At 44.2% G+C, this 14717-nt stretch carries 10 protein-coding genes; 1 reads left to right on the top strand and 9 read right to left on the bottom strand.

The genetic code is table 11. The features are described from left to right. Positions 1 to 31: 31 nt before the first annotated feature. From GPLA_RS22435 to gcvT, 5 genes are all read right to left on the bottom strand, one after another. Positions 32 to 1981: a sulfotransferase gene (locus GPLA_RS22435; RefSeq protein WP_007107332.1), complete on the bottom strand. Its 1950-nt coding sequence runs from the start codon at positions 1979 to 1981 to the stop codon at positions 32 to 34. A 149-nt stretch (positions 1982 to 2130) separates the two neighbouring features. Beyond that, the gene (locus GPLA_RS22430; protein WP_007107331.1) at positions 2131 to 4779 is read right to left on the bottom strand and encodes a TonB-dependent receptor; all 2649 of its coding nucleotides are present in this window, start codon (positions 4777 to 4779) and stop codon (positions 2131 to 2133) included. 793 nt (positions 4780 to 5572) lie between these two features. After that, positions 5573 to 8479 carry an aminomethyl-transferring glycine dehydrogenase gene (gene gcvP, locus GPLA_RS22420; protein ID WP_007107330.1) on the bottom strand — a complete coding sequence of 969 codons (2907 nt, stop codon included), beginning with the start codon at positions 8477 to 8479 and terminating at the stop codon, positions 5573 to 5575. Between the two features lie 178 nt (positions 8480 to 8657). After that, the gene (gene gcvH / locus GPLA_RS22415) at positions 8658 to 9047 is read right to left on the bottom strand and encodes a glycine cleavage system protein GcvH (RefSeq protein ID WP_007107329.1); all 390 of its coding nucleotides are present in this window, start codon (positions 9045 to 9047) and stop codon (positions 8658 to 8660) included. Between the two features lie 72 nt (positions 9048 to 9119). Then, the gene (gene gcvT, locus GPLA_RS22410) at positions 9120 to 10199 is read right to left on the bottom strand and encodes a glycine cleavage system aminomethyltransferase GcvT (RefSeq protein ID WP_007107328.1); all 1080 of its coding nucleotides are present in this window, start codon (positions 10197 to 10199) and stop codon (positions 9120 to 9122) included. Positions 10200 to 10341: 142 nt separating this feature from the next. Between gcvT and GPLA_RS22405 the strand changes: the two genes are divergently transcribed. Continuing rightward, positions 10342 to 11193, top strand: coding sequence for a LysR family transcriptional regulator (locus tag GPLA_RS22405; RefSeq protein ID WP_007107327.1), 852 nt, complete (start codon positions 10342 to 10344; stop codon positions 11191 to 11193). Positions 11194 to 11352: 159 nt separating this feature from the next. Here the strand turns inward: GPLA_RS22405 and GPLA_RS23765 are convergent, their stop codons facing one another. The 4 genes from GPLA_RS23765 to GPLA_RS22390 all read right to left on the bottom strand — a co-directional run bounded on the left by GPLA_RS23765 (position 11353) and on the right by GPLA_RS22390 (position 14569). Beyond that, positions 11353 to 11523: a hypothetical protein gene (locus tag GPLA_RS23765; protein WP_007107326.1), complete on the bottom strand. Its 171-nt coding sequence runs from the start codon at positions 11521 to 11523 to the stop codon at positions 11353 to 11355. Positions 11524 to 11736: 213 nt separating this feature from the next. Next, positions 11737 to 12804: an XrtA/PEP-CTERM system-associated ATPase gene (locus GPLA_RS22400; protein WP_040515749.1), complete on the bottom strand. Its 1068-nt coding sequence runs from the start codon at positions 12802 to 12804 to the stop codon at positions 11737 to 11739. Positions 12805 to 12969: 165 nt separating this feature from the next. Then, entirely contained in the window at positions 12970 to 13620 is a 651-nt protein-coding gene (trhA, locus tag GPLA_RS22395) for a PAQR family membrane homeostasis protein TrhA (protein ID WP_007107323.1), read from the bottom strand. Between the two features lie 70 nt (positions 13621 to 13690). Further along, positions 13691 to 14569 carry a WYL domain-containing protein gene (locus GPLA_RS22390; RefSeq protein WP_007107322.1) on the bottom strand — a complete coding sequence of 293 codons (879 nt, stop codon included), beginning with the start codon at positions 14567 to 14569 and terminating at the stop codon, positions 13691 to 13693. Positions 14570 to 14717 lie beyond the last annotated feature (148 nt).

Below are 14717 nucleotides of genomic sequence, written 5' to 3'. Positions count from 1 at the left end.
GGGCTTTACAAGAGTGGCCGCTCTTTGCTTGTTACGCGTTTAGTACTTTCTTTAATGGTAATAAATGCTCATCGAAGTTTTTCCATTGAACCATGCCCGAGCGATATATGGGTTGTCTTACCTGTTCAGAGCTCGGGGTTTTTATCGCACGCTCGGTTTTATGAAAATCAATGCATTGCTGCTCAAAGGGTAATCCACAAAAATCGAGCATACGCTGTACTTGGCCGTGCAAATCATCAATTAGCGCCTCGTGTTGAACCTTGAGCACAAAACCCGGTAAAACGTCATCCCAGTGGGCCATGAGTTTTTCATATGCACGATAATAGCGCCCGATATCTTCAAGACCGTAGGAGAACTCTTGGCCGTCACCAAATAACTGCTTAAAACCACTAAAACAGCAAGCCATGGGATCACGCCTTGCATCGATCACTTTCGCGTTAGGCAAAATGAGTTTAATTAAGCCTATGTGCAAAAAATTATTCGGCATTTTGTCGATAAAGTAAGGGGCGTCTCCCCTATACACTTGCGTGTCTTGCAAAAACTTCTGGCCGAAACGAACAAAATACCCTTCATCAAGTTCCGCTAAAACCTGCGGATATTGATTTTTCTGACCTTGTAATTTTGACGCTAGCCCAAGTATATCGTGCAACTCCATGGTGCCGTCTACTTGGGAATGAGAAGCGAGTATTTGCTCAAGCAAAGTCGAGCCTGCTCTTGGTAAACCGACAATAAAAATAGGCGCTGCATTTTGCTCACCAACGGCTTTCAAACGCGCAAAAAGTTCAGGTTGGCAGGTTGCGATTTGTTTGGCCACCTGCCCTTCAAACACCTCAGGGTTATATTTGATTTGTTGTTGCTTAAGTTGGTTACCTTTGGCGTAGTGCGAAAATGCAGCATCAAAAGCAGTTCTGTCTTCTAGCGATTTACCTAACGCAAAATGCAAGTGCACTCTATCGTCTAGCCCTATGTCAGGCCTACCCACGAGTTGCTCCATCGAGGCCAGTTCATCGTCACTAAAACGATAGGTTTTAGTATTGGCTAAACTCCAATAAGCATCGCCAAATTCAGAGTTATTTTGATAAGCACATTGATATGCCGTAATCGCACCGAGTAAATCACCCTTAGCTTTTAGGGCATGCCCAAGTAAAAGCTGTATACCAGGCTGGGCTTGATTTTGCGCTAACAAATCTTGATAAATTGCTATAGCCTCTTCCACATCGCCCAACCCGACCATAGCGCTGGCTTTAGCACAGAGTAAAACCGCATTCTTGGGTGATCCCGTCAGTAATTTATCCGCTAGCGTTTTGACCTCAGAAAACTTAGCCATTTTGGCCAGTAATTGAAGATAAGTCATGCCCGCAGTTTTATGATCTGGGTAAAGTGCCAAACAGCTGCTTAAAATAAAGTCAGCTTCGCTGTACACCTTAAGCTGAATGCCAATTTCAGCTAATAACAGCATCGCTTCGGCGTGATGCTTGTTAGCTTGCAAAAACTGACGGCAAACCTTATCAGCGTTATAAAAATCCCCTTCGTACATGAGATCTTTTGCTCCCAAAATCGCGTTTGGTAACTCGGCTAAATAGGCGATTTGAGCTTTAGCTATCGCGGCTGCTTTTGTATTCCCTTGGTTTTTATAAAGTGGCTGCAATGCACGCCAACTCGCTAATAAAGCGGGGTTCAGTTGCGTTGCTTGATAAAAAGCTTGTGCGGCCTTTAGCGACTCATGCGTTGCCGTGTATAAATAGCCATTTTCCTGCCAAGCACGGGCATGCTCGGCATTGAGAGAAAGTAAGGTTTTATTAGACTCAAGCGCCTCGTGATAATCACCTTTCAGTCTTTGGGCGACGACTAATAAATATAATACTTCGAGTCGGTCACCGTTCGGTAAATCGTTTTCCAGTTGCCTCTGGCATAACAAAATGGCTTCACTAAACTTGGCTTGCTGAATGTTTGTTTTGATCCCCTTAAACACTTCGCGCATTGAAGCGTTTATCTGAGATATATTATTCGTACTCAATGTTGCCACCCCGAGAATCTACTATTCGTTTAAGACATAGTTATACAGCTAATAAAAAAGGCAAGCCTAATTAGGCTTGCCTTCTTAAATTTTACTGACTTATTTAAGTAAGTTTAAAAGAAGTCGTACGACAATCTTAAACCAACAGTACGCGGTCTATTAGACACAATTTTAGGCGTATATTGTTGGGCATCGATATACAAGGTAGCTTGCTCGTCCGTTACATTATCAATAAAGATTTCTGCTTTCCATTCTTCATTGGTAATACCAAAAGCAAGATTGGCCAAAACATAGCTATCTTGTATGTAGCGTCCACCTCTGAATGTTTCACCGTTAGAGTCAGGATACGTTACCCCTTGATATACGGCGGCTTCTTGCTCAATGCTAAGGCCAGTTCCAGCGCCGTAAACCAATTGCGCGGCGTCTTCAAGCGCGTACGCATCCATCGACATACTCGCGAGACGGTCGCCCGTGTAGCTGATAGAACCATTAACATAAGCGGTTAAGCCATTATCAAGTTCAATGAAGTAGCGCGCTCGAATATTACCCGAGAAATCGGCTGAATAAGGTAGTTTGCTGCCAACAGGCGGTGCAATACCATCGAGTGCAGAATTAATACGCGTCAATTCTGTATCTAGAACACTAAATGCCGCATTGATCACTAAGTTATCCGTTGCTAGCCACGTGATATCTGCATCTAAACCACGGATCTCAGCATCACCTACGTTATCGGTGAATACCAGAAAACTGATGTTGGTCGGGTCATAACGTGATGTTTGTAAATCGGTGATCTCGGAGTAGAACGCAGTTGCGTTGATCCTTAAGATACCGTCCAAAAAGTCACCTTTCATGCCAAGTTCATAGTTATCTAATGAATCTGTGGTTGAGTAAACTGGGATCCTAAAGTTTTCGAATGCGCCTGTTTGATTGGTTGCCAAACCACCACCGACTCGGTTGGTAACCGGTGGGCGAAAACCTTCAGAATAGGTCGCAAAGACCAATACGTCTTCATTCACTTTCCAGTCTACTGATGCTTTTAGGATGACGTCATCAACGGTCAATGTGCCGTTATCGTCTAACAAGTCAACTTCAAGTTGACCACTTGCGATGGCATCTACTGCCCCTGCGTCTATACCAGCCAGCTCATCAGGGTCTTGAGTGCCGAATGCACGTAGGCGACGGCTAACATCCACAGTCGTAGTTGAGCCTTTGTAGGTATCTTCAATTTGATACCAACGAGCACCAAGTGTGGCTGTTACATCATCCGTTACGTCATACTCAAATTGACCAAATACGGCAACTTGGTCAATATCATGTTGGATATCGTTCACAAAACTGATGCTTGGCTCGAATGGCCCGCCATTTGTGTTAATTCCTTCAGAGCCCACTAAAGTGCGCGCGAGATTATCAAACTTTTCAGTGTTGGCAATATTAAATCTACCCACTGAATTAAGCTCTTGCTCATCATAGAATACACCCGCCGTCACCCGCCATGCGTTATCGCTTGACGTGTTAAAACGTAGCTCGTGAGTCATACGCGTACTATCAGTTTTTTCTTTGTAGTATTTGGTAGGATCCAAGCAGCGCTCGTCCTCTGGCGCAACATCACCACCGTAATTACACACGTAATACGCAGAGAATAACCCGCCATTGGTATAACCGGTATAATCTATAGTTGAATCGATAGAGCGGTTTAAGTAACCACCGGTATAAACAACTTCTAGTTTATCCATGCGCCCGTCAAGGGTCCAGGTGGTCAAACCGAATTCATCGTCATTATCTTCTGGTACGAACCGATTAGTTGACGTTTCCCCCTCAAGATTAGGGTCGTAAGAAAAAACCCCCTCTGTGCTTAGAGTTTGCTGGGTATGTTGAACTAACAGATCCCAATCTTCATTGATGATATAAGACAAACCAAAACGTGCTCCTGAATAGATAGCGTCATTAAAGTCATCTTCTACCAAGGCATCGTTTTCAGGGGAGTCGACCGGCGTATTTTGCGGATCACTAAGCACACCACCGGATATTCTATCGATAACCACAGCACTGCCTATATAGCCGCCATTGCTGGGATCATTGCGTATATTATCAATCCAGCCACCTTGGTTATCTGTATATGCAGCCACGCGTAGCGCAAGCTCGTCTGTTACCGCAAAGTTCATAAACGCTTCAACAGAGTTACTCATTTCACCGCCCTTGGTGAAACTGGTACTCGTATCAACCCCAGCGGAAAACCCAGTATGATCGGGTTTTTTGGTGATCAATCTGACCGTGCCCGACTGGGAACTAGCCCCAAAAAGTGTGCCTTGTGGCCCAGGCAATACTTCAATGCGTTCCATATCGGTAGCGTATATGTCTAAGTTACGCCCTTGCATAGAAACCGGCTGTTCATCGAGATAAAAAGCGACAGATGGCTGTAAGGCCTGCACTGACGACACTGAAATATTACTTTGCGTGGTAGCCGCACCACGAATATAAATTTCATTTTGACCAGGGCCTGTACCTTGGAAAATAACGTTGGGTAAAAATTCAACATATTCTTGAAAATTATCAACCCCGAGATTTTCTAACGCTTGACCATTTAGTGCGGTAACTGAAACAGGAATATCTTGAATGGATTCAGAGCGTTTAGTCGCGGTAACTTCAATTGTTTCAATGCTCGCTTTACCTGACTTGCTCACTTTGCTTGCATCTTCTTGTGCATACGCAGGTGTAGCAGCAAGAGCAGCGAGTACTGCACAGCTTAACTTAGATATTTTCATGTGTTGATGTTGCCTCGTGTGATCCAGAATTTTTTATATTTTATGAATGCTTCATATGTTTAATTATTACTCTAGAGCATTATATTAATTCAATAATGTCAAACCGTAAAATAAGTTCAACACGAATCATTATAACACAGCAAAAAACACTCGCCTGAAAGTCGCCAATATAAAAACTTCTTTATAAATAGCATCTTAAATTAATAATAACCACAGTATCTATCGCCAAAAGTACAAATTCCAGGTAATTACTTCGTAAACGAATTATTTGACTACTACCCTTTTAACTTGCTTACCCTGTATGTTTTACGACCATTTAGTAAAACTAAAGTATATAGCTTTGTAAAATACGTTAGTGCTTATTTGTAAGTTCACTGGATTTATCAAGAAGCGCTAGCGGTGCAAAATAGCTAGTATTTGCTGGGCATTTAACAACAATGAAAATATATACGTCAATGATAGAGCCGCTCTTAGACAAAGTTCATAGCGCATTATATTTACAATACAGTCCCAGTAACCTGATACGTAAAAACGTGGCGAGCTCAATTAATGCAGACTTATTTAACAATGGTGACGAGCAGGAAGCCAACAACACAATGCTTTTACTTTGCTCATATGAAGGTGTGCGATATTAAAAACGCTTTCGCTGGTGATGCTGAATATATGATTCCATCGGAGCGAAAACTGCTTTCATCGAACTGATGATTAAAAGCTAGAAATACAAGATGAATATCGTATGTTACAAACAAAAAAAGCGAGCTTAATAGCTCGCTTTTCATCGGAAAAATTAAAATTAGTCCTCTATGTAACTCTCAATCGATGGGCACGAACAGATGAGATTACGATCGCCGTATACGTCATCGATCCGATTCACACTTGGCCAAAACTTATTTCTCGCTACGCTTGCCACAGGATACGCGGCGGTATGACGGTCGTAGCTACGATCCCAGTTGGCGTCGCAAATGTCGTCTAGGGTATGAGGTGCGTTGTGCAGAGGATTATCCGTTGCGCCCCACTCCCCTGATTCCACTTTCGCAGTTTCACCGCGTATGCTCACCATAGCTTCGATAAAACGGTCTAGCTCGACCTTCGCTTCTGATTCCGTAGGTTCAATCATCAGCGTGCCAGCCACAGGAAAGCTCATCGTTGGCGCATGGAAACCGTAGTCGTTAAGACGCTTGGCGATATCCACTTCAGTAACACCCGATGCCTCTTTAATAGGGCGTAAGTCGATAATACATTCGTGGGCAACACGGCCATTTCGTCCACGGTATAAAACGTTGTAGTGACCATCTAATTTGTTGGCTATGTAGTTGGCATTTAAGATAGCGACCTCGGTGGCTTTCTTCAATCCGGCACTGCCCATCATTTTGATGTACATATAGCTGATAGGTAAAATGGAGGCACTGCCCCAAGGAGCAGCAGATACCGCACCGTTACCTGCATTGGTGTTACCTGTGTCTATCACTTTATGGTTCGGTAAAAATGGCGCTAAATGGGATTTGACCCCGATTGGCCCCATACCTGGGCCGCCCCCGCCATGGGGGATACAGAAAGTTTTGTGTAAGTTTAAATGTGATACGTCAGAACCGATATGACCAGGAGACGTAATGCCTACCTGTGCATTCATGTTTGCACCATCTAAATAAACCTGACCACCAAACTCGTGCACTATGTCGCACATTTCTTTGATAGTTTCTTCGTAAACACCGTGTGTTGACGGGTACGTGATCATCGCACATGACAGATTATCAGCCACTTCAGCGGCTTTTTTACGTAAGTCGGCTAAATCCACGTTACCGTTTTTGTCGCAGTTCACCACAACTACTTTCAAGCTGACCATTTGCGCTGATGCTGGGTTAGTACCGTGAGCTGAACTCGGAATAAGGCAGATATTACGATGCCCTTCGTTGCGGCTCTCGTGGTAGCGCTTAATTGCAATTAAACCAGCGTACTCACCCTGTGCACCTGAGTTAGGCTGCATAGAAAGCGCGTCGTAGCCTGTGATATCAAGTAACCATTCACTGAGCTCGCCTAACATTTGACTATAACCTTGCGCCTGCTCAATTGGAGCAAACGGGTGTAATTTACCAAATTCAGGCCAAGTCACGGGGATCATCTCCGCGGTTGCATTGAGTTTCATGGTACAAGAGCCCAAGCTTATCATCGAGTGATTCAAAGCTAAATCTTTGTCTTCCAAGGATTTTATATAGCGCAGCATTTCAGTTTCAGACTGATAACTATTAAACACTTCGTGGCTCAAAATATCATTGCTGCGCACTAAATTAGCGGGTATCGACAGACTGCCTTTAGCTACAATCTGTTGGTCAAGTACGTTCACGTCTAAGCCATGATTTTCACCTAACAGCACATTGAATAAACCATGGATATCATTGCGTGTGGTGGTTTCATCAAGGCTGATACCAACGGCACCGTCAATGTCAGTACGCAGATTCATTTGCTCCGCATTCGCTGCGGCTATGATCGCGTCTTTTTTGTCACCAACTTCAATGGTTAACGTATCAAACCACGTGTCGTTCTTGACACTTAAGCTGCTGGACGATTGTGCAATACCTGCCGCCAGAATATCACTGAAGCGATGAATACGTGATGCAATGGTTTTTAGGCCTTCTGGACCGTGATACACAGCATAGAAAGATGCCATGTTGGCAAGTAATACCTGCGCAGTACATATGTTTGAATTGGCTTTTTCACGGCGAATATGTTGCTCCCGCGTTTGCAACGCCATACGTAATGCTGGGCGACCGCGGGTGTCCTTTGACACGCCAATGATACGTCCAGGCAATGAGCGCTTATACGCATCACGAGTAGCAAAAAAGGCCGCATGTGGTCCACCGTATCCCATAGGTACGCCGAAACGCTGAGCGGAACCAAGTACTACATCTGCACCCATCTCTCCTGGTGCTTTTAACAACACTAAGCTCATGATGTCAGCCGATACCGCGACTATGCCCTTGTTAGCCTGAACTTGGGCAATGATGTCGGTTAAGTCATTCACGGCACCAGTCGTGCCAGGGTACTGCAACAAGGCACCAAATATATCGTGACTAGGGGCGTCGTGTGCGCTGCCAACCATCACGTCAAAACCGAACATATCAGCTCGGGTTTGGATCACGTCCAGCGTCTGCGGGTGTACGTCGTCAGCCACGAAGAACAGATTGGACTTTTTGTTTTTCGAGACACGTTTCGCCAGACCCATCGCTTCAGCCGCTGCCGTCGCCTCATCAAGCAATGAGGCAGACGCTAGCTCCATGCCCGTTAAATCAATTGTGACCTGTTGGAAATTCAGTAGCGCCTGTAAACGCCCTTGTGCAATTTCGGGTTGGTATGGGGTATAAGCCGTGTACCAACCTGGATTTTCCAACACGTTACGCAAAATGACGTTCGGCGTTAGGGTATCGCTATATCCCATACCGATATAAGAACGGTGTACTTTGTTTTTACTGGCCACCGATTTCAAATAAGCCAACGCTTGTGCTTCAGTTTGGCTTTCGCCCACACTCAAGGCCTCAGGTAAGCGGATGCCTTCGGGTACGGTTTGCTGCATTAGGTCATCAAGAGATTCAGCACCAACAAACTCTAGCATCTCAGCCATTTCAGCTTCACTTGGGCCAATATGACGGCGAATAAAATCTTGAGTTTGCTCTAACTGCGAAAGGGAAAAATTAGCATGTGGCATAACTGGCTTACCGATTCCTTAAAACGTGGGTAATCAAAATCAAAAAAGGCTTTGATTCAAAGTTTAATTTTAGATGGTACAAAGTGCATCGCTGATTGGATTTGGAAGTCAAAAGCAGCTTAACGATGCCAAGAAACACAAAGAGCAACACTAGGTTGCTCTTTGGTGACATTATTTTTTATTCTTCTTCGATACTGCTAGCGTAACCTTCAGCATCAAGCAAACCTTCGACTTCTTCAACGTCGTCTGCTTTTATGCGGAACAACCAGCCGTCGCCGAATGGGTCTGAATTCACCAGTTCAGGGCTGTCTTCTAAGTCTTCATTTACGGCAACTATTTCACCACAAATTGGCGCATACACGTCTGATGCCGCTTTAACTGACTCAGCCACGGCTATGTCATCACCCGCGCTGACAGTAGCACCAACGTCAGGCAACTCAACAAATACCATATCGCCAAGTAATTCTTGGGCGTGTTCGCTGATGCCAACAGTGAAAGTACCGTCGCCTTCTGAACGAACCCATTCATGCGTGGTGGCGTAACGTAATTCTGCAGGGATATTGCTCATAATAGTTCCTAAATATTGAAGTCGTTTGCTCAAGTAAGGTAACGACAAGTCGCTACCACACCAGTTAAATTGTTATAAAACGCTTTTACCATTTCGTACAAAGCTGGGTTTTACCACATTTACTGTAACCCACTTTTTACGCATTTCCACCTGCGCCGTATCACCCACTGAATTCGGTACACGAGCCATGGCAACACTGTATCCCAAAGTTGGAGAAAAAGTACCTGAGGTGATCACCCCTTCTCCGCCGTCAACTTTGACCCTTTGCCCATGGCGTAATACGCCTTTTTCAGTCAATACCAAACCGACTAATTTTTCTGTGCCGGCCGCTTTTTGTGTTTCAAGCGCTTGGCGACCAACAAAATCGCGATCTGTTGGCTCCCACGTAATCGTCCAACCCATGTTCGCGGCAAGGGGAGAAATCGTTTCGTCCATATCTTGACCATAAAGATTCATGCCCGCTTCCAGACGTAATGTATCCCGCGCACCTAAGCCACAGGGAGCAACGCCTGCGTCGATTAGCTTTTGCCAAAAATCAGCAGCTTGCTCATTCGGTACCATGATTTCGTAACCAGCTTCGCCTGTGTAACCTGTGGTTGCGATAAATAGGTCTTCGGCTTGTACACCAAAAAAAGGCTTCATACCGGCAACGGCTTCATTTTGCGCCGCAGAGAATAATGTCGCGGCTTTTTCTTTTGCTTGAGGACCTTGCACGGCAATCATGGCAAATTCAGGTCGCTCTGTGATGGTTACCGTGAACCCCTTAGTTTCGGCAATCAGCCAGTCCATGTCTTTTTGACGTGTCGCTGAGTTAACCACCAAACGGTAATTCGTTTTCTCAAAGTGATATACGATAAGATCATCAACCACACCGCCAGCTTCGTTTAGCATACCGCTGTACAACGCTTTACCACGCTCTTGCAGCTTTGCTACATCGTTAGCGAGCAAATGACGCAAGTAATCTTGGGCTTGCTCACCTGTAACATCAACTATGGTCATGTGTGATACGTCAAACATACCTGCAGCGCGGCGCACAGCATGGTGCTCTTCTATTTGTGAGCCATAGTTGATTGGCATTTCCCAGCCATGAAAATCAACCATCTTCGCGCCTGCTTCCAAGTGCTTACTGTGCAAAACCGTTTTATTTGGCATGTGACTTATCTTATTTAATGAACGTGCTTGCCAGTATAGGTAGCCAAATACCTCACAACAAATTGAAAATATTAATGCTTACATTAACAATACTTATCTATAGAATAAGTTTCATCAGATTACTTAATCTATAAGGCACTTCATGAAACAGCTTTCCCTGGATAACCTGCGTACCTTTGTGACCGTCATTGACTTGGGTGGCTATGCTAAAGCTGGCGATTTTTTGGGCCGCTCACAACCCGCTATTAGCTTGCAAATAAAGCGTTTGGAAAATCAGTTGAATAAACGTTTGTTCAGTAAAGCGGGGCAAAGACATGAAGTAAACCACGATGGCCTTGCCCTTTACCACCAAGCGAAAACCATGTTAGCCATTAATGATGACATTTTTCGTCAATTTGAACCCGCTTCGATACGTGGTCGTTTACGCCTAGGGATCCCCAGTGAATTCGCCACCACTCTATTGCCAAGCATAGTAGGTGAATTCAGCAAATTATATCCCGATGTGTCATTAGAGGTCACTTCCGCATTGAGTAAGTCTTTGCTCAATGAAAATCAGCGCCAGGAATTTGATTTAATCATGGCGTTAGTGCCCCACCACCAAGAACTGGAGGGTGAGTTATTACTTGACGATGATCTCGTTTGGGTAGGCAGCAAAAATCAAAACTTTGCCAATAACACCTTAAGTTTAGTACTCGCTCCCGACGGCTGCATGTACAGAAGCCGAGTTATTCAGGCATTAAAGCAACAAACTACGCAGTGGCGTATCACCTATACCAATGCAGATCTCGCGGGCATTACGGCTGCAATTAATCAAGGTTTAGGCATTACTGCATTGGCTCGCAGCAGCGTACCTCAGGAGCTAAGCATTATTCGCCATGACATGTTGCCGAACCTAGGAAAAATTCGGATTGCTTTGTTCAATCAGGCCCAGCGTTATTGGCAAGCCAGTGAGAAATTAGCGGAGTTTATAAAGTCGCGCTTAGGGGAAATTTAACTTGTCGGAGGCGCTCAATCGAACCCGAATTTGCGCAGATAAATAGAACTTGAAGTAGCAGCAACGGACTGCGAGCAGAAAAATAAATAGGATGATGACAAAGATATGTCGGTCACAAAAAACACAGCAGCGATGATTCAGTCACTTAAAGACTAAGCATTACACTCCAGAGCTAAGTAAAAACATCCCCACACAAGCCAATAGCAGAACCACCGAAAAGACTTCGCGGTTATATTTGCCATGATAATAAGCTTTACGGCGATCTTTCAAAGCCTGATAAACACCAGAAGCATCGTGATCTGAATTTCGGTTATACATGGTACGTCGCATAATATTATTCCCAACTGTGTTGTAACTTATCGGCACTTCGGTAAAAAAACTCAATATCGAATACCAAAAAACAAGACTCTCTCTACACATTGGATAATATAGTACCCTTTAAGTTCAAATACTTCTTTTTTTACTAAATATTAACAACTTACCCTCATGAATAGTTCTAGTAAGCTAAAAATAACGGCTATTTCATATTATTTAAATAGATTCTTAATCATCAGATTTTAATCGTACGTAAGTTCGGTACTTCTTTTTAAGCAACTTATCGATGTAACGGGTCAGTTTAATTTTATGGCTAATGGCATCGTCTAACGCATCCGTTAACTCGGTCAACATCGCTTTATAATAGGTCACGTCTTTTAACACGCTGCCGGTGTCGCCCTCTGTGCTTTGCGGAGTGCTTGTTTGCTTTGCTGCGTTATCACTTTGCGGCGCCGCTTCCTCTACCGTGATTTTATCTTCAGGTAAAAACATTTCATCGGCGACTTCTTTCACTACGGCTTCGACCGCGCTTTCATCGAAGGTTTCAAGTTCTTCGAGAAATCCATACAACAAAATGCGATCCATCAGGGTATTTATTTTGCGAGGTACACCCCGAGTAAAAACAAATATTTTATCGTAGGCATCCATCGAGAAAAGCGTAATACCTTTATATCCTGCATGCTGCAGTCGATATTCGATATACGCTTGGCACTCATCCTCAGTCAGCGGTGCGAGGTGACATGATGCGACTATTCGCTGACGGAATTGCTCCATGTTTGGAGCGCGTAGTATGGGTTGCAGCTCTTCTTGGCCTAACAAGAAACTTTGTAATAATGGTTTGCCGCCTTTTTGAAAGTTGGACAACATGCGCAGCTCTTCGATTGTTTCTAACGGTAAGTTCTGTGCTTCGTCCACCAGCAACAATGCGCGCTTACCTTGTTGGTGCAATTGCGTCAAAAATAGCTCTAGGTCATTAAGGATTTCAGCTTTAGTACTCCCTTTGACCGGGATTTCAAATTTGTTAGCGACCATTTTCACCAACTCGTCGGGCGTCAATTTGGGCGTAACGATTTGCGCCGCAACAATATCCGCTTGCATGGCATCCAGCAGACTGTTGGCGATGGTGGTTTTGCCGGTTCCGATATCCCCGGTGATCACAATGAAGCCTTCAGCTTGCGATAACCCATATTGTAAATACGACATTGCTCGCTTATGCCATTTACTGGCAAAGAAAAAGCTAGGGTCAGGAGTCAGTTGGAAAGGTTTAGAGGTCAGTCCGTAATAATTTTCGTACATAAAAGCGCTGTGTCCGTTGGGCGAATTGCTCAAGCATATATCTACCTAGCTTAAGCCATCAGGGTGAAACATAGCAACGCCTATAGGCGTAAAGGTACACAATATTTCGTCACTTTTATCGCTATAGCACTTAGCAAGTCCTTGTTAAGTGGTCGTTCGTAAGCGTTACACGACGTAATAATAAATAGAGAAGAAATGACATATGCATCCCGCTGTTACAAATAGATGCCAGATAGGATGGGTGTAGCGGATTGTTTTCGCCACATAGAAGATGACGCCGACCGTGTAACACAGGCCTCCTGCAACAAGTAACCACAGGCCTTCACTTGGCAAAGACATGTAGAGGGGGTAAATGAAAAATATCGCTAACCAGCCCATGAGTAAATATGTGGCTACTGATATTTTGGGGAAACGCCCGCCAGCCAAACATTTGAAACCCACACCTATAATAGCTAATCCCCACACCAGTGATATTCCTATTAGGCCTACCCAGCCACCTACTGCTAACAACATAAAAGGGGTGTAAGTGCCTGCAATCAATAAATATATTGCACTATGGTCAATCACCTTTAGTACGGCCTTCACTTTCGGGTTAGAAAAGGCATGGTACAAGGTGGATGATAAAAACATCGCGATCATCGACACACCGTAGATAATCGAGGCAACTTGCGCTAACGTATCTGCGGCTCGCATAAGCAAAAAAACTAACCCCACCACAGACGCTATACACCCTATTCCATGACTTAACGCATTTAGCCATTCTTCGACTATTGTGTAGGGTTTTAACTGAATAGTGGGTGGCACCTGTTGTTGCATGTAAAAGCCTTTAAATTAAGTGAGCACAGATAGTAATAGTTGAGCGAACACTTGTACACTGAATAGTCATTTATAGGCCCTTATCACGAATATACCCTGGCGCTATGGCTAAATTATCGACCTTGTTTAAGGTAAAGCGGTTCTGCAACCATAACTGATATTCTGCCCCTTCAAGTACACCACGCTCGGTGCAATCAACGTTCCAACGCCTAAGCAGATAACCAGCCATTGCGGCGCGTACTTTTATCAATAGTTGGCGATTTTCCATACCGTAATCCATTTCAATCGCGGTTGCATGCTTAACATTTTTTGGATGAGGCACAAGCTGCAAAGGGATCAGGCGTTGCCATTCTTGATCATCTGCGGCTTGTTCCCCCTCTCCTCCCGCGTCTTTTAAGGTCACTTTGCTGATGCGCGTTAACACAAAATCACGAAAGCTTTGGCTTTTACGGTCAAAAGCGCGCACATGCCAGCGTAGCCCATTATCCACAATGGAATGCGCCACTAACTCTCTGGCCCCAGAGCCGCTTGAAAGGGACGTATAAATCACACTCACTGCTTTTTTATTTAAAATAGCTTGCACCAAACGCGCAACAATAAAGATATTTGGTACGTTTAGGTTAGACGGTGACTCCACCGGATAATCCACATCGCCTATTGCATCGAAGCCATCGGAAATATCATTGGCAAGTTTAACCAGTGTGCGGGTGGCATCGTGCTCAAACACCGGCTGAAAGTGCTCGGTTTGAAAATAGCGTTTTTCAATGGTGTGATAGCGTAAATTTTTCGGAGCGAGTTCTTTGTAAAGACTAAAATCACGAGAGCTTGCAGACAGCCCTACTTCAAAGCGGTTGATTAAATCTTGTCGATATATCGCCCCTTTGAACAGCAAGCAAAAATCGATGTAGGCAAGACGTTGTTTCTGAGCAAATCCGAGTGTGTCTAACATTTTCAAACTCTAGCCGTAGCGTTATCAAAGGCAGACCAGTGTGGTTTGTTTTCATTCGGTTGTAAAGTAGCTGCATTCTCAGATATAAAGTAATACCAATTACATTAATATTATGATCTAATGACAGTATTATTAGCTGACATAACAT

Source organism: Paraglaciecola polaris LMG 21857, assembly GCF_000315055.1.
Lineage (GTDB): Bacteria > Pseudomonadota > Gammaproteobacteria > Enterobacterales > Alteromonadaceae > Paraglaciecola > Paraglaciecola polaris.
Note: the sequence above shows the minus strand (reverse complement) of the source record. Positions and strands in the feature narration are given on the sequence as shown.